The organism is Bradyrhizobium sp. P2_E8 (assembly GCF_056403875.1).
This window is the reverse complement of record NZ_JBFUES010000030.1, coordinates 1-17,589: the sequence shown is the minus strand read 5'-3', so window position 1 is coordinate 17,589 and position 17,589 is coordinate 1. Positions and strand designations below refer to the sequence as shown.

General features: G+C 65.2%; 21 protein-coding genes and 1 pseudogene. 14 read left to right on the top strand and 8 right to left on the bottom strand.

Going from position 1 to position 17,589, the window contains the following annotated elements; translation table 11 throughout:
* From AC1D00_RS03195 to AC1D00_RS03170, 6 genes are all read left to right on the top strand, one after another.
* Positions 1 to 297, top strand: a 297-nt coding sequence (locus AC1D00_RS03195; RefSeq protein ID WP_477009639.1) for a DUF2270 domain-containing protein, incomplete at its 5' end; no start/stop codon positions are given.
* 129 nt (positions 298 to 426) lie between these two features.
* Positions 427 to 1,236, top strand: coding sequence for a crotonase/enoyl-CoA hydratase family protein (locus tag AC1D00_RS03190; protein ID WP_477009638.1), 810 nt, complete (start codon positions 427 to 429; stop codon positions 1,234 to 1,236).
* Positions 1,233 to 3,116: a feruloyl-CoA synthase gene (locus tag AC1D00_RS03185; protein ID WP_477009637.1), complete on the top strand. Its 1,884-nt coding sequence runs from the start codon at positions 1,233 to 1,235 to the stop codon at positions 3,114 to 3,116. Before AC1D00_RS03190 ends, AC1D00_RS03185 begins: the two co-directional genes overlap by 4 nt.
* A gap of 25 nt (positions 3,117 to 3,141) precedes the next feature.
* A complete protein-coding gene (locus tag AC1D00_RS03180) occupies positions 3,142 to 3,903 on the top strand; it encodes an SDR family NAD(P)-dependent oxidoreductase (protein ID WP_477009636.1) in 762 nt (253 codons plus the stop codon).
* A gap of 9 nt (positions 3,904 to 3,912) precedes the next feature.
* Positions 3,913 to 4,332 (top strand): acyl-CoA thioesterase, encoded by a 420-nt coding sequence (locus AC1D00_RS03175; protein ID WP_477009635.1) that lies wholly within the window; start codon positions 3,913 to 3,915, stop codon positions 4,330 to 4,332.
* 81 nt (positions 4,333 to 4,413) lie between these two features.
* Positions 4,414 to 5,565 carry an ABC transporter substrate-binding protein gene (locus AC1D00_RS03170; protein WP_025575320.1) on the top strand — a complete coding sequence of 384 codons (1,152 nt, stop codon included), beginning with the start codon at positions 4,414 to 4,416 and terminating at the stop codon, positions 5,563 to 5,565.
* 100 nt (positions 5,566 to 5,665) lie between these two features.
* Here the strand turns inward: AC1D00_RS03170 and AC1D00_RS03165 are convergent, their stop codons facing one another.
* Together AC1D00_RS03165 and AC1D00_RS03160 are read right to left on the bottom strand one after the other, a co-directional pair.
* Positions 5,666 to 6,394 (bottom strand): glutathione S-transferase family protein, encoded by a 729-nt coding sequence (locus AC1D00_RS03165; RefSeq protein WP_025575322.1) that lies wholly within the window; start codon positions 6,392 to 6,394, stop codon positions 5,666 to 5,668.
* 35 nt (positions 6,395 to 6,429) lie between these two features.
* Positions 6,430 to 6,693 (bottom strand): hypothetical protein, encoded by a 264-nt coding sequence (locus AC1D00_RS03160; protein ID WP_025575323.1) that lies wholly within the window; start codon positions 6,691 to 6,693, stop codon positions 6,430 to 6,432.
* 124 nt (positions 6,694 to 6,817) lie between these two features.
* Here AC1D00_RS03160 and AC1D00_RS03155 point away from each other — a divergent pair, with 124 nt between their 5' ends.
* Together AC1D00_RS03155 and AC1D00_RS03150 are read left to right on the top strand one after the other, a co-directional pair.
* Positions 6,818 to 7,516, top strand: a complete 699-nt coding sequence (locus AC1D00_RS03155) for a helix-turn-helix transcriptional regulator (protein ID WP_025575324.1) — start codon at positions 6,818 to 6,820, stop codon at positions 7,514 to 7,516.
* Between the two features lie 5 nt (positions 7,517 to 7,521).
* On the top strand, positions 7,522 to 7,848 hold the full coding sequence (locus AC1D00_RS03150; RefSeq protein WP_477009634.1) for a YkgJ family cysteine cluster protein: 327 nt from the start codon (positions 7,522 to 7,524) through the stop codon (positions 7,846 to 7,848).
* On the opposite strand, the gene AC1D00_RS03145 is transcribed toward AC1D00_RS03150, so the two are convergent.
* Entirely contained in the window at positions 7,845 to 8,243 is a 399-nt protein-coding gene (locus tag AC1D00_RS03145) for a hypothetical protein (RefSeq protein WP_025575328.1), read from the bottom strand. The genes AC1D00_RS03150 and AC1D00_RS03145 overlap by 4 nt on opposite strands.
* 276 nt (positions 8,244 to 8,519) lie before the next feature.
* A complete protein-coding gene (locus AC1D00_RS03140; RefSeq protein ID WP_049812135.1) occupies positions 8,520 to 8,867 on the bottom strand; it encodes a DUF3307 domain-containing protein in 348 nt (115 codons plus the stop codon).
* A 404-nt stretch (positions 8,868 to 9,271) separates the two neighbouring features.
* Between AC1D00_RS03140 and AC1D00_RS03135 the strand changes: the two are divergent.
* From AC1D00_RS03135 to AC1D00_RS03120, 4 genes and pseudogenes are all read left to right on the top strand, one after another.
* Positions 9,272 to 10,718 (top strand): annotated as a pseudogene (locus tag AC1D00_RS03135) (TAXI family TRAP transporter solute-binding subunit).
* Between the two features lie 123 nt (positions 10,719 to 10,841).
* Positions 10,842 to 11,060 (top strand): hypothetical protein, encoded by a 219-nt coding sequence (locus AC1D00_RS03130; RefSeq protein ID WP_477009633.1) that lies wholly within the window; start codon positions 10,842 to 10,844, stop codon positions 11,058 to 11,060.
* Positions 11,061 to 11,205: 145 nt separating this feature from the next.
* Positions 11,206 to 12,315, top strand: a complete 1,110-nt coding sequence (locus tag AC1D00_RS03125) for a cyclic nucleotide-gated ion channel (protein WP_027543360.1) — start codon at positions 11,206 to 11,208, stop codon at positions 12,313 to 12,315.
* A 12-nt stretch (positions 12,316 to 12,327) separates the two neighbouring features.
* Positions 12,328 to 13,113, top strand: coding sequence for an enoyl-CoA hydratase/isomerase family protein (locus AC1D00_RS03120; protein WP_477009632.1), 786 nt, complete (start codon positions 12,328 to 12,330; stop codon positions 13,111 to 13,113).
* Here the strand turns inward: AC1D00_RS03120 and AC1D00_RS03115 are convergent, their stop codons facing one another.
* Positions 13,114 to 13,548, bottom strand: a complete 435-nt coding sequence (locus AC1D00_RS03115; protein WP_477009631.1) for a DUF6157 family protein — start codon at positions 13,546 to 13,548, stop codon at positions 13,114 to 13,116. It lies immediately after the preceding gene.
* A 17-nt stretch (positions 13,549 to 13,565) separates the two neighbouring features.
* Positions 13,566 to 14,210, bottom strand: a complete 645-nt coding sequence (locus AC1D00_RS03110; RefSeq protein ID WP_477009630.1) for a glutathione S-transferase family protein — start codon at positions 14,208 to 14,210, stop codon at positions 13,566 to 13,568.
* 86 nt (positions 14,211 to 14,296) lie between these two features.
* Between AC1D00_RS03110 and AC1D00_RS03105 the strand changes: the two genes are divergently transcribed.
* Together AC1D00_RS03105 and AC1D00_RS03100 are read left to right on the top strand one after the other, a co-directional pair.
* Positions 14,297 to 15,277 carry a WYL domain-containing protein gene (locus AC1D00_RS03105; protein WP_025575338.1) on the top strand — a complete coding sequence of 327 codons (981 nt, stop codon included), beginning with the start codon at positions 14,297 to 14,299 and terminating at the stop codon, positions 15,275 to 15,277.
* A gap of 136 nt (positions 15,278 to 15,413) precedes the next feature.
* Positions 15,414 to 15,647, top strand: a complete 234-nt coding sequence (locus AC1D00_RS03100; protein WP_135175540.1) for a hypothetical protein — start codon at positions 15,414 to 15,416, stop codon at positions 15,645 to 15,647.
* Positions 15,648 to 15,703: 56 nt separating this feature from the next.
* On the opposite strand, the gene AC1D00_RS03095 is transcribed toward AC1D00_RS03100, so the two are convergent.
* Entirely contained in the window at positions 15,704 to 16,651 is a 948-nt protein-coding gene (locus AC1D00_RS03095; RefSeq protein ID WP_477009629.1) for a fatty acid desaturase, read from the bottom strand.
* Between the two features lie 15 nt (positions 16,652 to 16,666).
* Positions 16,667 to 17,589, bottom strand: a 923-nt coding sequence (locus tag AC1D00_RS03090) for an alpha/beta fold hydrolase (protein ID WP_477009628.1), incomplete at its 5' end; no start/stop codon positions are given.

Here is a 17,589-nt window from a genome sequence, read left to right as displayed (position 1 = left end):
GCACCCCGCCACCACATTTCGTTTGTCCGCGCCGCAGGACGGCGGTTGCGTCGCAACTACGTCTGGATTCTCGCCATCCAGGCGACCGCCTATTACGGCAAGATTGCCATCCATCCGACGCCTGCAGCGACCTTGACGGAACTTATCGATCGCGCCGCCGTCGGACCGATTCCCGGCTGGGTCGTTCTGATCGTGGGCTTTGCCTACAATTTCGGGTGGCTGGCGTTTGCACTCGGCACGATGTGGCTCGACCAACGCGAGCACGGGACCAAGGGCGACCAAGTGGCGATGGGCTGACGACAGCGAGCGGTTACCCGTTCCCGGGGGAGGCGAGGCGAGCGTAGCTGCCCCGCCGCCTAGGAGGGCTCTCCTCCTTGACTCCTCCCAAATTCGTTATACAACATAACTATTCTGATAAGGACGCAAATGACACAGGGAAACGCCGAGACCGCTGACGCGGGCGCCTCCGGGCTTTTGAGGATCGAGCGGGCGGACCGGGTTCTGACCGTGGGTCTGAACCGGCCGGCCAAGCGCAATGCGCTGAACGACGGCATCATCCTGGAAATCGGCGAGTGCTTTGCGTCCCTGCCCGAGGACATCGGCGCGGTCGTCATCCACGGCATCGGCGATCATTTCTCCTCCGGCCTCGACCTGTCCGAACTCCAGGATCATGATGCGACCGGCGGGCTGCTGCATTCGCAGATGTGGCACCGGGTATTCGACCGCATCCAGTACAGCCGCGTGCCGGTCATTGCGGCGCTGAAGGGCGCCGTGATCGGCGGCGGGCTGGAGCTCGCCTGCGCCGCCCATATCCGCGTCGCCGAGCCCTCGACCTATTTCGCGCTGCCGGAGGGGCAGCGCGGCATCTTCGTCGGCGGCGGCGGCTCGGTGCGGCTGCCGCGGCTGATCGGCGTTTCCAGGATGATGGACATGATGCTGACCGGCCGCGTCTATAGCGCGACCGAAGGCGCCTCCTACGGCTTTGCGCAATATGTGACGGAGGCCGGCAACGGGCTCGGCAAGGCGCTGGAGCTTGCAACCAAGGTCGCCTCCAACGCGCCGCTGACGAACTTCGCCGTGCTACAGGCGCTACCGATGATCGCGGAGGCCAATCCGCAGGCCGGCCTGTTGATGGAATCGCTGATGGCGACGGTGGCGCAGAGCGACAAAGAGGCAAAACGCAGGATCCGCGAATTCCTCGAACACAAGACCGCCAAGGTGAAGCCAAAGTCATGAGTGCACAGCCGTCCTCTTCCAGCACGGAGCGCGGCGCAAGCACTTTCCCGCTGCGACCCATTTCGTTCGGCGATCCCGTCGTCAACATCGAACGGCGCGAGGACGGAACGATCTACCTGCGGCCGAAGCAGCCGCTCGGCGACTACCCCGTCCGCATCACCGACCGCCTGCATCATTGGGCGGCGACGACGCCGGACCGCGTCTTCATGGCGGAGCGCGAAGGCGGCCGCGGCTGGCGCAAGATCACCTATGCCGAGCTGCTCACCGCGAGCCGGCACATCGCCTCCGGGCTGATCCAGCGCGGCCTGTCGGCGGAGCGGCCGGTGGTCATCCTCTCCGGCAATTCGATCGACCATGCGGTTTTGGCTTTCGGCGCGTTCTATGCCGGCGTTCCGTTCTGCCCGGTGTCGCCTGCCTATTCGCTGGTGTCGAAGGATTACGGCAAGCTGTCCTATCTGATGAAGCTCTTGACGCCCGGCCTCGTCTTCGCCGAGGACGCCGACAAGTTCGCGGATGCGCTCGCCGCCAATGTTTCGCTCGGCACCGAGATCGCCGCGTCCTGGGGCGCCGTGCCGGGCCGCGACGTCACCCTGCTCGCCGACCTCATGGCGACGCCGATCCGCGGCGATCTCGACCAGGTCCACGGCAAGATCGGCCCCGACACGATCGCGAAATTCCTGCTGACGTCGGGCTCTACCGGCAATCCCAAGGCCGTCATCAACACCCAGCGCATGATCTGCGCCAACCAGGTGATGCTGCGCGAGACGCTCGCCTTCCTCAAGGACGAGCCGCCCGTCATCATCGACTGGCTGCCCTGGAACCACACCTTCGGCGGCAACCACAATATCGGGCTGACGCTCTACAATGGCGGCTCGATGTATCTGGACGCCGGCAAGCCGATGCCGGGCGGCATCGAGGAGACGGTGCGCAATCTCCAGGAGATTTCGCCGACCGTCTATTTCAACGTGCCCAAGGGCTACGAGTCCCTGCTGCCATACCTGCGCGACGACCAGGGCCTGCGCGCAAAATTCTTCGACCGGCTGCATGCGATGTTCTTTTCGGGCGCGGCGCTGTCGCCGTTCGTCTGGAACAGCCTCGACGAGCTCGCGGTGAAGGAAAAAGGCTATCGCGTGCCGATGCTGACCGGCCTTGGCGCCACCGAGACCGCGCCGTTCTTCATGTCGGTCAATCCGCGCACCAGCCGCTCCGGCCATGTCGGGTTGCCGGTCTCAGGCAATGACGCCAAGCTGGTGCCGAACAACGGCAAGCTCGAGGTCCGCGCCAAGGGGCCGAACGTGATGCCCGGCTACTGGCGCCAGGCGGACATCACCGCAAAATCCTTCGACGAGGAAGGATTTTACATGATGGGCGATGCGCTCAAGCCCGCCGATCCCGATGATCTCAACGCCGGCTTCGATTTCGACGGCCGCGTCAGCGAGGATTTCAAGCTCGGCAGCGGCACCTGGGTCAGCGTCGGCCCCTTGCGCGCGCGCTTCGTCGCGGCCTGCGCACCGCTGGTGCGCGACGTCGTCATTGCCGGCATCAACCGCGACGAGGTCTCCGCGCTGGTCGTGCTCGACCTCGACGGCTGCCGGCTGATCAACCCGACGCTGCCGGCCGACGATCTCGTCGTCGCGACGCGCGACCGGCTGGTGCGCGAGGCCTTTCGCGAGCGCCTGACCCGTTTCCTCGGCTCGGCCACCGGCTCCTCGACTCGGATCACGCGCGCGATCCTGATGGACACGCCGCTCTCGATCGACAAGGGCGAGGTCACCGACAAGGGCTCGATCAACCAGCGCGCGGTGCTGGAGCATCGCGGCGCCCTGATCGAGGAGCTCTATGCTGCCAATCCGTCGGACCGTGTGATATCGGTCGGCTAAGAAACCATCGCTACAGGAGAACGCCATGTTGTTGAAGGATCAGGCAGCCATCGTTACCGGCGGCGCATCGGGRCTCGGCGCGGCGACCGCGCGAAAACTGGCGGCGCAGGGCRCCAAGGTCGCGGTGTTCGACCTCAATGCCAAGCTCGCAGAAACCGTTGCCGCCGAGATCAAGGGCGTGGCCGTTACTTGCGACGTCTCCGATGCCGCCTCCGCTGAGGCTGCGATCGCTCAGGCGACCAAGGCCCACGGCCCCGCGCGCGTGCTGGTCAATTGCGCCGGCATCGGCGTTGCCAAGCGCGTGGTAGGCCGCGACGGCCCGATGGCGCTCGCCGATTTCGATAAGGTGATCAAAGTCAATCTGATCGGCACCTTCAACATGCTGCGCCTCGCCGCAACCGAGATGTCCARGCTCGAGCCGCAGGCGACCGGCGAGCGCGGCGTCATCATCAACACCGCCTCCGTCGCCGCCTATGATGGCCAGATCGGGCAGTCGGCCTATTCGGCCTCGAAGGGCGGCATCGTCGGCATGACGCTGCCGATCGCGCGCGAGCTCGCACAGTTCGGCGTCCGCGTGCTGACGATCGCGCCCGGCCTGTTCCTCACCCCGCTGCTCGCCAACCTGCCGCAGGAAGCCCAGGATTCGCTCGCGGCCGCGATCCCCTTCCCGCGCCGGCTCGGCAACGCCGACGAGTTCGCCGCGCTCGCGCTGCACATGGTCGAGAATTCGTACCTGAACGGCGAAGTGGTGCGCCTCGACGGCTCGCTGCGCATGGCGCCGAAGTAAGGCCGCTCCATGTTCGTGAACCGGCGCGACGTACAGATCCAGTGGGGCGATTGCGACCCCGCCAACATCGTATACTACCCGCGCTATTTCGCGATGTTCGACGATTCGACCTCGACCCTGTTCGAGGTCGCCGGCTTCTCGAAACAGGACCTGGTCCACAAATACGGCCTGGTCGGTATCCCCATGGTCGACACGCGGGCCAAGTTCTACATCCCCTCGACCTATGGCGACTGGATCACCATCGAGACGAAGGTCGAAAGCATCAAGCGCTCGAGCTTCGAGGTGAAGCACAACGTCTACAAGGCCGCCGATCTCGCCATCGAGGCATTTGAGACCCGCGTCCTGGTCGGCCGCGACCCGGCCAATCCGGAGAAGCTGAAATCGGCACCGTTTCCGGCGGAAATGGTGACGAAGTTCACGGGGAGCTAAATCGCCGCATCACCAAAAGAGGGGGCTGAATTACCCCCCGATTTCTGCTTTCAAAGAAACACGTCAAGGGAGAAATAATAGATGAAACGCTTTTACCTGACCGCCGCCATCGCCGCGGCGACGCTTGCCCTGCCGGCCCTGCCCGTACTGGCGCAGACCAGCGAAATCACCATCGGCATCACCACCACCACGACCGGCCCGGGCGCCGCCCTCGGCATTCCCGAGCGCAACGCGCTGGAATTCGTGCCGAAGGAGATCGGCGGCGTGCCGCTGAAGGTGATCGTGCTCGACGACGGCGGCGATCCCACCACCGCAACCACCAATGCCCGCCGCTTCGTGACGGAATCCAAGGCCGACATCATCATGGGCTCGGCACTGACGCCCCCGACCATCGCGGTCTCCAACGTCGCCAATGAAGCCGGCATCCCGCATTTCGGTCTCGCGCCGTTCCCGATCACGCCGGAACGCATGAAGTGGTCGGTGGCGATGCCGCAGCCGATCCCGATCGTGGGCAAGGTGCTGTACGATCACATGAAGTCGAAGGGTGTGAAGACCCTCGGCTATATCGGCTACTCCGATTCCTACGGCGACCTCTGGTTCAACGACCTGAAGGCGCAGGCCGTGCCGATGGGCATGACCATCGCGGACGAGGAGCGCTTCGCCCGTCCCGATACGTCGGTGACCGGACAGGTGCTCAAGCTCGTCGCCGCCAATCCCGACGCGATCCTGGTCGGCGCCTCCGGCACCGCGGCCGCGCTGCCGCAGACCGAGCTGCGCGAGCGCGGCTATCAGGGCCTGATCTACCAGACCCATGGCGCGGCCAGCATGGACTTCATCCGCATCGCCGGCAAAGCGGCCGAAGGCGTGCTGATGGCCTCGGGCCCCGTGATGGATCCCGAGGACCAGCCGGACGAAGCCGCAACCAAGAAGCCGGGCCTTGCGCTCAACTCGGCCTATGAGGCCAAGTACGGCCCGAACAGCCGCAGCCAGTTCGCTGGTCACTCCTACGATGCGTTCGAGATCCTCAAGCGCGTCATTCCGACGGCGCTGAAAACCGCAAAACCCGGCACGCCGGAATTCCGCGAAGCCATCCGCCAGGCGCTGCTGTCGGAGAAGGAGCTGGCGGCGAGCCAGGGCGTCTACAACTTCACCGAAAAGGACCGCTACGGCCTCGACGAGCGCTCGCGCATCCTGCTCACCGTGAAGAACGGCAAGTACACGCTGGTGAAGTAAGCGCGACGAGAGTTTTAAGACGGCGAGAGCCGGCCCAACGGGCCGGCTCTTTTCTTTTTCGTTCCAGACTCTCGGGTCGTTATGGCCGGTCTTGTGAGCGCTAGGCCGCCTGCCGCAGCGGCGTCCAGGCGAACTCCGGATAGTAATCGTCCATCATGCGGTCGACATAGGCGGTGAGGTTCGGGAAGCCCTCGGCCCGCTGCCGCAAGCCGGATTCGAAGAACGGCGTCAGCATTCCGGCGAGCATACCAAAGGCGGTGGCATCGACACCGCAGGGCTTGTTGCCCATCAGATAGGCCTTGTCGCCGAGCTGCACCGAAAGCGCGAACAGCGAGCGCACGGCGAGATCGACGTCGTCGTCGGGCGCGTGACGGCCAAGGCCGGAAAGCAGATAGTTCTCGGCGACACGGAATTGCGCATCCTCGCGCAATTTTTCGCGATTGTGTTCCGGCGCCCCGTCGAAGAAATGCGACGGGCCCTTGGCGAAGTTGACCGGATCGACCCAGCGCGCGCCGACCACCGCCCAATAGAGGTGATGCTCGATCATGCGCTCGAACGCCCAGGCCTGCGCGCGCTCGGCCAGTGACAGGCCGGCGTCGAAATCGAAGCCGTAGCGGCGCTCGATATGGGCGCGGATGAAGGTGGAATCGGCCACCGCCTCGCCGCCGTCGTCGATGAACGGCAGCTGCCCCTTGGGCGAGGCGGGCGGCATCGCGCGCTCCTTCCGGTAGGGCAGTCCCGCCATCTTGAGCTGCACCTCCGTCTTGGTGACGAAGGGGCTGATTTCCGGCAGGCCGAAGCCGGTGCCAAAGCCGTAAAGCGTGATCATGCGAGCTCTCCTGAACCTGCGAAAGTCGACGGAACCTAATGACGGGCTGCTGCCACCATGGTGGCAGCAGCCGTGATATCTTCTGCGAAACGGGCCCCTCGCCAGGCGCGGCCCATGACGTGGCGGACCAGCGCGTCCGCAGCCTGGATCAGCGAGCGTGTCACCATGGTCGCGAACGCAACGCGGAGGTCGACGACGGTGAGATCGAARAACATGAGCCGGCTGAAGGCCAAAGCGTGCAGCACGGCCTGCGCCCGCCACAGCGGACCGGCCGGGCCGAAATGGGTTGGGACGATCATGGACAAATCCTCTTCAGTCGATGTGTTGTCCCGGTATAGAACCCCCCTGCTGCCAACATCCTGTCAGCATCCACGCGCCGGATTTTGAGCGGGCTGCGGTCAGGAACTTGGAAAGAGAATTGTCATGAGACGCGCCGACCGGCTGTTTCAGATCATCCAGGTGCTGAGGCGCACGCGTAAGCCGCTGACGGCGGATGCGATCGCGGCCGAACTCGAGACCTCGAAGCGCACCATCTATCGCGACATCGCGACGCTGATCGGCCAGCGCGTGCCGATCCGTGGCGAGGCCGGCATGGGCTACATCCTGGAAAAGGGTTTTGACCTGCCGCCCCTCATGCTGACACCCGACGAGATCGAGGCGGCGGTGCTGGGCGCGCAATGGGTCGCGGGCCATGCCGATTCCACACTGGCGCGCGCGGCCGAAGATCTGATGGCCAAGATCGCCGACACCGTGCCCGAGCGCCTGCGCCCGTTCGTGCTGGAGCCCGCGAGCCGCGCGCGGCCGAGCTGGAACAGGGAGCCGGACCGCCTCGACATGGCGCGCACGCGCACCCAGATCCACGAAGGCAAGAAGATCATGCTGCGCTATCGCGACGAGCAGGGCCGCCCCAGCGAGCGCATGATCTGGCCGATATCGGTCGGTTATCTCGAAGCCGTGCGCCTGCTCGCGGCCTGGTGCGAGCTGCGCAGCGACTTCCGCAGCTTCCGCACCGACCGCGTCGTGGACGCGACCTATCTCGACGAGAGATATCCGGAGCGGCGGGACGTGCTGCGCGCAAAATGGCGGCAGAGCCTGGTCTGGGGCCCGCCAAAGGACACATGACGACGATGGACGACGAGACATCCCCCATCGACCTGTCGAGCTGCTGCCAGAGCTGCGGCGCCTGCTGCGGCTATTCGGAGAACTGGCCGCGCTTCTCGATCGAGAGCGACGAGGAGCTTGCGGCGATCCCGGAGGCGCTCGTCAATGCGCGGCAGTCCGGCATGCGCTGCGAAGGCGACCGCTGCTCGGCGTTGCGTGGGGAGATCGGGAAAGAGACCGCCTGCGGCATCTACGCGGTGCGGCCGGAGGTCTGTCGCACCTGCATGCCGGGCGATGCCGAATGCGCGATGGCGCGGCGGAAGTTCGGGCTGCCGATGATCACGAACTCTTAAGCGGGGACGGCTTCGCTGATCTCGTCGTCGAGCTCGTCATCGAGCGGTGCAAGCACCGAGAGCGGCTTGGTCGACAGCGTGATCGGCTTGCGGCCTCCCGACAGCGACGGCGAGGATTTGGTTACGCTTTCGCGTGACAGCGCGTAGAGCGTCGAGCCGACACGGCCGCCGTTCTCGATCAGGTCGCGCTCGCTGCAGCTGCCTGCGATCGCAACCGCCAGCGAATGCAAATGGCTGCGGCGATAGCAGAACAGCGCCAGCTTCGCGCGTGCGTCAGGGGAAACACTCTCAACCAGCCTCGGCAGTCCGCTCGCGCTGGCGCGATACATTTCGCCAAGGAGCTCGTCGCGGACCGGGCAGAAATCGCTTTCAAAGGCGTCGCGGCTTGAAAACATTGCAATTCTCCCTCGTGTGGGGAAGATGCAGCGCAATTCTCTAACGAAAGGTTAACCACCCGGGACGGTAGTCACCCGGGGTGCTCGCGCGCTCCCCGCGAATCAGAGGGGGGCCGCAGGCGACTTCCCTGCGGCCATCCTTCGAGACGCCCGCCTTCGGCGGGCCCTCAGGATGAGGTTTTGATTCGCGGCGAAATGCCAGACCCTCATGGTGAGGAGCGCCGCCTTACGGCGCGTCTCGAACCACGAAGGCCAAGCAGCCAGCCGTAGCTGCCCTCAGTTCGCCGCCATGTAGATGGAGAGGCCGAACCCGGTGAGATGGTGYAGCGCCTGATCGATACCGATCAGGGTCCAGAACCAGGGATGTGCGAGGTCGACACCGAAATTGGCCGAGACGAAGCCCTTGGCCCGGTCGATCGTGATGTGGATCACGAAATCGATCAGCGCCACGAACCAGAATTTCGGCGCCACGATCAGGATCAGTGGCAGCGCTACCGCAAGGTGAATCAGGCAATGCACCAGGAGCGGCAGGGCCCAGCCGTGCTTCTGGTCCTTGCCATGCGCCATCCAGGCGGTCTGGAGGACGAAATCAGCGATGATGTGCTTGAACGTGAGCAACAACATCCAGCCAATGAGCGCCTCAACCGGAACCGCCGATGACATGGGTGGAAACGACAAAGCTGACGCCCTCATTGACGTGATCAAGAAAGATTGGAGCGTTCAGCGCAACTTCTTCTTGGGCCGGTCAAATCGCCGGGACCTCTGATTTATGACACCTCCCGCGGCGGAATGCAGCCGGGGGAACCGGAAAATCGCCAACTGTGGCTAACTGGTGATAGCATGACCAATCGCCGCGCCGGCGCCGAGTAAGGTTACCTTCGGCTCGAAATTTGCATTCCGTGACCTTAGCGCTATCATTGGCGGTAGAGAATATCGTTCTTTTTTCAGGCGTTTACGAATTGCAGGGCCGCACGCAGCGATCAGATCCGCGAGCCGCCCGAGACCCAGAATAGGGCCAGAGTGCTGCCATGAGTACTGGAGGCCCGACCATATCGTCGGTCGAACCACCGCCCCGGCGTCCCAAGGTGATCAAGACCAATCAGCAGCAAGTCCTGCTGTACGTCGTGCTGACCCTGCTGCTGTCGCTTGCCACCGTCTGGGCCGGCCGCACGCTGGTGCACAATTCGGAGACGCTGACCTTTGCCGTCGGCGCACCCAACAGCGACGAGGCGCTGTTCGCGGCCAAGCTCGCCGCACTGCTGAAGAACAACGCCTCGCGCTTCCGCATCAAGATCGTCAACAACCCTGACAATGCCAAGGCGCTCGCCCAGTTCGACCGCAAGCAGGCCGATCTCGCGGTGCTGCGCACCGACGCCAAGGTGCCGCTGCGGGCGCGCGCGCTCGCGATCCTCGAGCATGATCTCGTCCTCCTGCTCGGACCCGGCAACAAGAAGATCAAGTCGCTTGCCGAGCTGAAGAAGAAGAAGGTCGCAGTCCTCGCCGAGAACGAATCCTCGCTCGCCTTCGTCCGCAGCATCCTCGACATCCCCGACGGTCCGGACGCCGCGAAAATCCAGATGGCGCCGCAGGGCGCAACGCTCGACAAGCTGTTTGCACCGGCGAACGGCTTCGGTGCGGTGATCGCCATCGTCCACACCTCGAAAGCGGTGCGGGACAAGGCCTATGAGCAGGTCGCCAAACGCGGCGGCTTCACGCTCAACGCAATCGACGAGACCAAGACGCTGGCACGCAAATTCCCCGGCATTTCCGACGAGACGCTGACGGCTGGCACGCTGTCGACCTCACCTGAAATTCCCGACGATGATCTCGAAACGATCGGGCTCGAATGGCTGCTGGTCGCGCAATCCAGGATGTCGGCGACCACGGCGGGGCGAACTGGCGCGAACCGTCTATGAGAACAAGTCCGCCCTCGGGCTCGACAGCGGCTTCGCCAGCAGGATCGAGCCGGCCTCCGTCGAGAAGGACGCCTATGTGATGGCGCATCAGGGCGCGGCCGATTACATCAACGACGACACCAAGTCGTTCATGGATAAGTACAGCGACCTGATGTATCTCGGCGCCGCCGCGCTCAGCGTCATCGGCTCGATCTTCGCCGCGATCTACGCCAAGATCACCCGGATCGCGCCGGAGAAGGCCAGCGAGCTCTCCACCGCCATCCTCGACATCGGCGAGCGCATCGAGCACGCCCACTCGCTGGATCAGCTCGAATGTCTCCAGGACGAGCTGGAAGGCATCCTGCGCGGCGCGGTCATCGGGCTCCGGGACGGCACGATCAGTACCGACGGGCTCGACACCTTCAAGCTCGGCTACGAATTCGTCCGCGACGAGATCGGCATGCGTCGCGACTACCTGAAACGTCGTGCCGGCGAGATCGACAAGACCGCCCACGATGCCGGCCCGCCGCCGCACGACGACAGCAACGTCGTGGTGGTCAAGACCGCGCAGAGCGCTTGATCCGCCGCGCCGGCGCCCTCAGGGCGGGGCTGGCTGAAGCCTTGCCGGTGGATCAACGGCCGGAACTCTGGAACCCTCCCGATCCGCAACCGTTGGTTTCCGGATACAGCCGGAGAACGCGCCATGCGTATGCTCCTCGTGATCTGCCTCCTGGTAATGCTGGCAGCGGTTGGATATTTCGCTTATTCAGCGATGGCGGTCGAAGGCGAGCCGATCCCGACGGAAGGCTATGTGGCCCTCGCGCTGGGGGCGGGATTTTCCCTCGTCGTCGGCGTCGGCCTGATGGTCCTGCTGTTCTTCAGCAGCCGCCGCGGCTACGACGAGCCGCCGCATTTCAGGTAGCGGCTCGGCCGGCTGGCGCACCCCGCCTTCGTCTCCCCATTTGCCGCGGCCCGCGCCCGTCGTTGACGGCCTCGGCCCGGGCGGGCACTTTGGCAGCGAAGTCCCAGCCGGGACCGCAAAAGCCACCACCGAGCCGCCTTCCCGCATGTCCAAGCCGCTGATCTCCGCACTGGCCCAGTTCGTGGCCGCCACGGCCGGCCGCAACATGACCAAGGCGGCCTATGTGGCGGTCGGTGTCGGCGTGCTCAGCATGGTGCTGCTGACGGTTGGCCCGGCCTATGAGACCGCGCCCCGCTGGGTCGATGCCCTGCTCTGGGCCTGCCTCGCCTATTTCGTGTTCGAATGGGTCGTCCGGCTGCGCCACATGAGGCGAACCGAGCGCCTTGCGCTGTACATGTCCTCCTCCGCCGGCATCGTCGATGCGATCGGAGCGCTGGCCGTGCCGGTCGCGCTGATGCTCGGCGTCGAGCTCCGGACGGCCTGGCTGCTCAGCGTGCTCTGGGTGCTGAAGGTGGTGCCGGGCATTCCGGGCCTGCGCCAGCTGCGCCGCGTCCTGGTGCTTGAATCGGGGCCGCTGGTCAGCGTGCTCGTGATCTTCCTGATGGTGGTTTTCCTCGCCTCCGTCGCCGAATATTTCCTGGAGCGGGACGTGCAGCCGCAGACCTTCGGCAGCGTGCCGGCGGCGCTGTGGTGGGCGGTGGTGACCTTGACGACGACCGGCTATGGCGACGTCGTGCCGGTGACGCCTCTGGGACGCATGGTGGCGGCGCTGGTGATGATCTCCGGCCTCGGCGTGTTCGGCCTCTGGACCGGTATCCTGGCCACCGGCTTTGCCGCGGAGACCCGGCGCGACAATTTCCTCAAGACCTGGGAATCCGTCAGCAAGGTGCCGTTCTTCGCAGCGCTTGGACCGGCGGCCATCGCCGACGTCACCCACATGCTGCGCACCATGGAGCTGCCGGCGCGCACCATGATCATCCGCAAGGGCGCGCAGGGCGACTGCATGTATTTCATCGCCGCAGGTGAGGTCGAGGTCGACCTGCCGGGCAAGAAGGTGCAGCTCGGCGAAGGCGCCTTCTTCGGCGAGATGGCACTGCTCGGCAACAACATGCGCGGCGCCAATGTCTCGACCACGAAGGTGTCGCGGCTCCTGGTGCTCGACCTCGTCGATTTCCGCGTGCTGATGGCGCGGCATCCGGATCTCGCCGAGACCATCGACGCCGAGGCGAAACGGCGCACGCTCGAGAACAAGTAAACGGAGACAAGAATGTCCGATACCGCCGAGGCGGCCAGCGGCCCCGTGCTCGACATCGACGGCGCGCGCGCCAMCATCCGCCTCAACCGTCCCAAGCATCTCAACCGGCTCCAGGCCGAAGACCTCGGCGAGCTCGTCAAACTGTTCGACCGGATCGAGGCTGATCCTGCGATCCGCGTGCTGGTGCTGACCGGCACCGGGCGCGCCTTCTCGGCGGGCTACGATCTGAATTCGGTCGCCGAGCGCGCGGTGAGCGCCAACGAGCAGCAGAGCGCGGGCTCCGCCTTCGAGGTGGTCGTCAACCGGCTGGAGGATCTCGGCGCGCCGACGATCTGCCGGCTCAATGGCGGCGTCTATGGCGGCTCGACCGACCTCGCGCTCGCCTGCGATTTCCGCATCGGCGTCGACACCGCCGAGATGTTCATGCCGGCGGCGCGGCTCGGGCTGCACTATTACCGGAGCGGCATCAAACGCTACGTGACGCGGCTCGGCGTCGACAATGCCAAGAGGCTGTTCCTGACCGCGCAGAAGATCAGCGCGCCGGAGATGCTGCGCATCGGCTATCTCACCGCCATGGTGCCGGTGGAATTCCTGGACGAGGAGGTCGACAAGCTCGCCGGCGTCCTCGCCGGCAACGCGCCACAGGCGATGCGCGGCATGAAGCGCGCCATCAACGAGTTCGCCCGCGGCGAATTGGACGAACAAGCCGCCGACCAGCGCCACCGCGACAGCATGCGCGGCGACGAGATCAAGGAAGGCATCAAGGCGTTCGCGGAGAAGCGAGCGCCAAAATTCTGATCACGCCCGCTTCGACCGCATCGCGCGCACCTGCGTGAGCTTGGGATCGCGGACGAGCGCCTGGTAGCGTTTGCTGTCGACGGCGTAAATCGCGATCCGGCCCTCACTGTCGGCATGAACGCCCCAGCCAAAGCGCTTGCCGAGGCTCGACGCCCTCATGCACGCCTGCCCCCGGGAGAAGAACGCTTCACGGGCCGCACGCTTCTCTGTCTTCGTCGCCTTCACATCGAGTTCGCGTCCCGGCGCAGACGTCGCGAAGATCACGTCGTCGGACGTGTATTTGTAGGGCGCCTTGGCGATCATCTCGTATTGCAGGCACGCCACCGTCGGCTTTGCCCCGCGGAGCGGCGGCTCCTCGCCAGTACGCGCGGGACAGTCTTCAGCAACCCGGATGAAGGTGTTGAAGCAGTTGGTCGAGTGCATCGGCTTCGTCATCTGCAACCCTAGTTCATTCAACCACCAGCAGCCGCGGCATGCTGCGCCGCCATCTCATCGTCGGCGGCATTGATCCGCTGGAACGCGGGACGCGAGGTCATGCGCTCGGCATAGCGGACGAATACATCTTTTTTCGGCACGATACCGAACATCATCGTCCAGCTGAACGCGACGCCCCACAGGACATCCGCAGCGGTCATGCGCTCGCCGAGCAGATACGGCCCCTTCGACAGTTGCGCCTCGAGCGCGCTGAGCATGGTGCCGTAATCGGCATAGGGCGATTGCGTGATCGGCGCCGGCTCGCGCTGCATGAACTTGTCAATCAAAGCCGGCTCGAACGATGCGCCGTAATAGGCGATCCAACGCAGATAGGGGCCGCGCAGCGGATCGTCCAGCGCGGGCGTCAATCCGGCCTGCGGAAACAGGTCGGCGAGGTAGATGGTGATCGCGACCTGTTCGGTCACCAGCGCATCGCGATGGCGGATCGCCGGCACCTTGCCGAGCGGGTTGATTGCGAGATAGGCGCCCTGCCGCTGCTCACCGGCCTTCATGTTGAGGACATGGAGATCGTAGGGAGCCCCCAGTTCCTCAAGCAGCACCCGCGTGCCGGTGGCGCGGCTTTGCGGCGAATAATACAGGGTGATGCGGTTCGGATCGGTCATGGCAGGTCTCCATCTGGCCGTCTGGCGGTGCGCACCTTGTAGCGGTCCATACCTGACATCCTGTGTCAGGTATGGTTTAAGGGATCATGCGCGCGAGCCGGATGCTGTCGATCCTCACCACYCTCCAGGCCAGGGGGCAAGTCACCGCGCCCGAGCTCGCGGAGGCCTGCGAGGTGTCGGTGCGCACGATCTATCGCGACATCGACGCACTCGCGGCATCAGGCGTCCCTGTCTATGCCGACCGCGGCGCGGAGGGCGGCTATCGCCTGCTCGACGGCTATCGCGTGCGGCTGAACGGCCTGTCGCAGAACGAGGCGGAAGCGCTGTTCCTGACCGGGTTGCCAGGGCCGGCGGCAGCGCTCGGGCTGGATGCAGCGATGATCGCCGCGCAGAACAAGCTGATGGCGGCGCTGCCCGCCAATCTGCGCGAGGACGCCGGGCGGATGCAGGAGCGTTTTCACCTCGACGCCCCCGGCTGGTTCGGCGAGGCGGAGGAGCCAAAGCATCTGCGCGCCATTGCCGGCGCGGCTCTGCGCGGGACGCTGATCAAGATCCGCTACCAGAGCTGGCGCGCCGAGAAGCAGCGCCGCGTGGCGCCGCTCGGCCTCGTGCTGAAGGGCGGCAGCTGGTATCTCGCAGGACAGGTCGACGGCAGCGTGCGCACCTATCGCGTCGCGCGCGTGCTCGATTGCACGGCGCTCGGCGACCGCTTCGATCGTCCCGCCGATTTCGATCTCGCCGCCTATTGGCAGGCCGCGACGCTGCGCCTCGAGGCCGAGATGCATCCGAATGTCGCGATCGTGCGGCTGTCGCCGTTCGGCGTCAAAATGCTCGACGCGCTGAGCCAGCCTTACGTCAGGGCGCGCACGCAGATCGAAGACGCCGCCGACGCGGACGGCTGGCGCATCGCCAGAGTGCCGACCGGCAAGACGTCATGGCACGCCGCGGCCGAATTGCTGCGGCTCGGTCCCGAGGCCGAGGTGCTGGAGCCCGCCGATCTCCGCGAGACAATGGCCGAGCTGACGCAGGCAATGGCCGCGCGCTATCGCGCGGCGCGGAAAGCATGACGGCGGCGCAACGCGCCGCAGCCGACGAAACAATCCTGAAACACGATTCCCGGCCCGCGCCGTGAACGCATTCGCATTTCGACCCGACGGAGATGCAGGGACACAACAACGGCCTCGCGCCAACTGGAGAATGAAGATGTTTCGTAAGCTTGCACTCGGTCTGATCGCTGCCGGCTCGCTCGGCGTTGCGGCTCTCGCGCCCACCGCCGCTTCGGCCCACGGCTTTCACCATCACTGGGGTCCCGGCTGGGGCTTCGGCGGAATCTACGTCAACACCGGCGTCAACAACTGCTACCAGGAGCGCGTCGTCCGGACCCGCCACGGCCTGCGCGTTCGCGTCGTGAATGTCTGCGCCTACGGCATCTACTGATACCTCGCGCCGTCGACAAAGCCCCGATCGCTCCGCGATCGGGGTTTTGCATTTGCCTAGCCGGCCTGCCGCTGCCGGCGAAACCAGGCCCAGGTCTCGCGGGTCGTCGCGATGTAGCCGCGGCCGCGATGGACGATCTCGCCGTCGACGATCTCGTTCAGCTTCGGCAAAGCGTGGAAGGGTATCGAGGGATAGGCGTGATGCTCGACGTGGTAGGGCATGTTCCACGCGAACCATTTGACGATCGCGGCGGTGTAGGTGGTGCGCGTGTTCTGGAAGGCGCTGCGGGTGCGGTCGCAGCCGGTATGCTCGGCATAGAGATAGGGCCGCAGGAAGAATTGCCCGATGACAAGCGGCACGATCCAGACCCAGAGCAGCAGCGCTGAGGAGAACCACAGCGAGAGCGCAAGCAGCAGCGCATAGAGCGCAGCATAGGCGCGCGCCTCGCGCACGATGGTGGCGCGCTTGTTTTCGGGAATCCAGGGCACGGTGACCTTGCCGGTGACGGCATGGCCGAACATCAGCCGGAGACGGCCGGCGACCTGGAGCAGGCCGCTATAGGCGAGCGCCAGCTGCGTGTCGGATTTCGGCTTCACGCCGACGATCAGCTCCGGGTCCTTGTCCGGATCCTGGGTATAGCGGTGATGGTCCCAGTGAAACAGGCAGTAATATTCGTAAGGCTGTCCGATGATGAKGGCCGAGGGATAGCCGACCGCGAGATTGAGGCCACGGCTCCTGAACGCGGTCTTGTGCGCGGTCTCGTGCAACGCCATGAACAGGAAGGCGACGAAATAGCCCTGCACCGCCATCAGCGGCAGCGCCCATAACACCCCCCAGGCCGAAGAGACCTTCCAGACCAGCGTGCCGACCAGCACGACCAGGCCGTAATGGCTGAGGCTTTTCGCGGCCCCCCTGAGATTGGAGCGTACCGACAATTCACGCAGCATCGCCGGCGTGAGCGGCTTCAGGCGGTGGCCCGGCTCTGAAACGGTTGCGTCAGTCATGATCGGATGCCTGTCTTACTTGCTGAGGAGATCTGCGATCTCGGCCTTGAGGAAGGCCTGGTCGGGTGGATTGTTCACGGGGTTGCCGGCGCGATGGCCGTGCAGCGACGGGATCGGATGCAGCACCGCCGATTTTGCGTTGGCCAGCCGGCCGAGCTCGTCCTCGTTGTCGCGGACGTCGAAATAGCGATCGGTGGCGCCCGGCATCAGCAGCATGTGCGCCTTGATCGCGGCGAGCGCCCGGTCGAGATCGCCGCCGAATGCGGCGCAGCGGCTGATATCGCCGCGCTGCCAGATGCCGATCTGCGCCAGCAGGTCGTTGGCATCGCGCYGTGCGAACGTCGCGTCCCACCCACGGACGAGATAGTCCTCGAGCGAGCTGAAACCGGCCTCGCGCCAGAGCTCGTCGCGATAGAAGCCGTGCGACATCGCCCAGCCGGCATAGACGCGCCCCATCGCGCGGTAGCCGACCGTGGGCTTCTCGACGAAACGGCCGTCACGGAAGGCGGGATCGCCGGTCAGCGCGGCCTTCACGCCTTCCAGGAAGACATAATTATAAGGCGCACAGCGCGCACTGCCGCAGACCACCGCGGCGCGCTCGACCATCTCGGGATGAGAGGCGGCCCAGTGATAGGCCTGCATGCCGCCCATCGACCAGCCATAGACCAGCGCGAGCTTCGAGATGCCGAAGCGCCCGGTGAGGAGCCGGTGCTGGACCGCGATCGCGTCGTGATAGGTGAGCTCAGGGAACGGGCCAGCCGTGTTCGAGGGCGAGGACGACAGGCCGTTGCCCAACAGATTCGGGATGATGACGAAGTAGCGTTCGGGATCGAGCACGCCGCCGGGCCCGATCAGCCATTCGGTGTCGTAATGCTGCGCGCTGAACGAGGTCGGGTAGAGGATGACGTTGTCTTTGGCCGGGCTCAGGGCGCCGTACG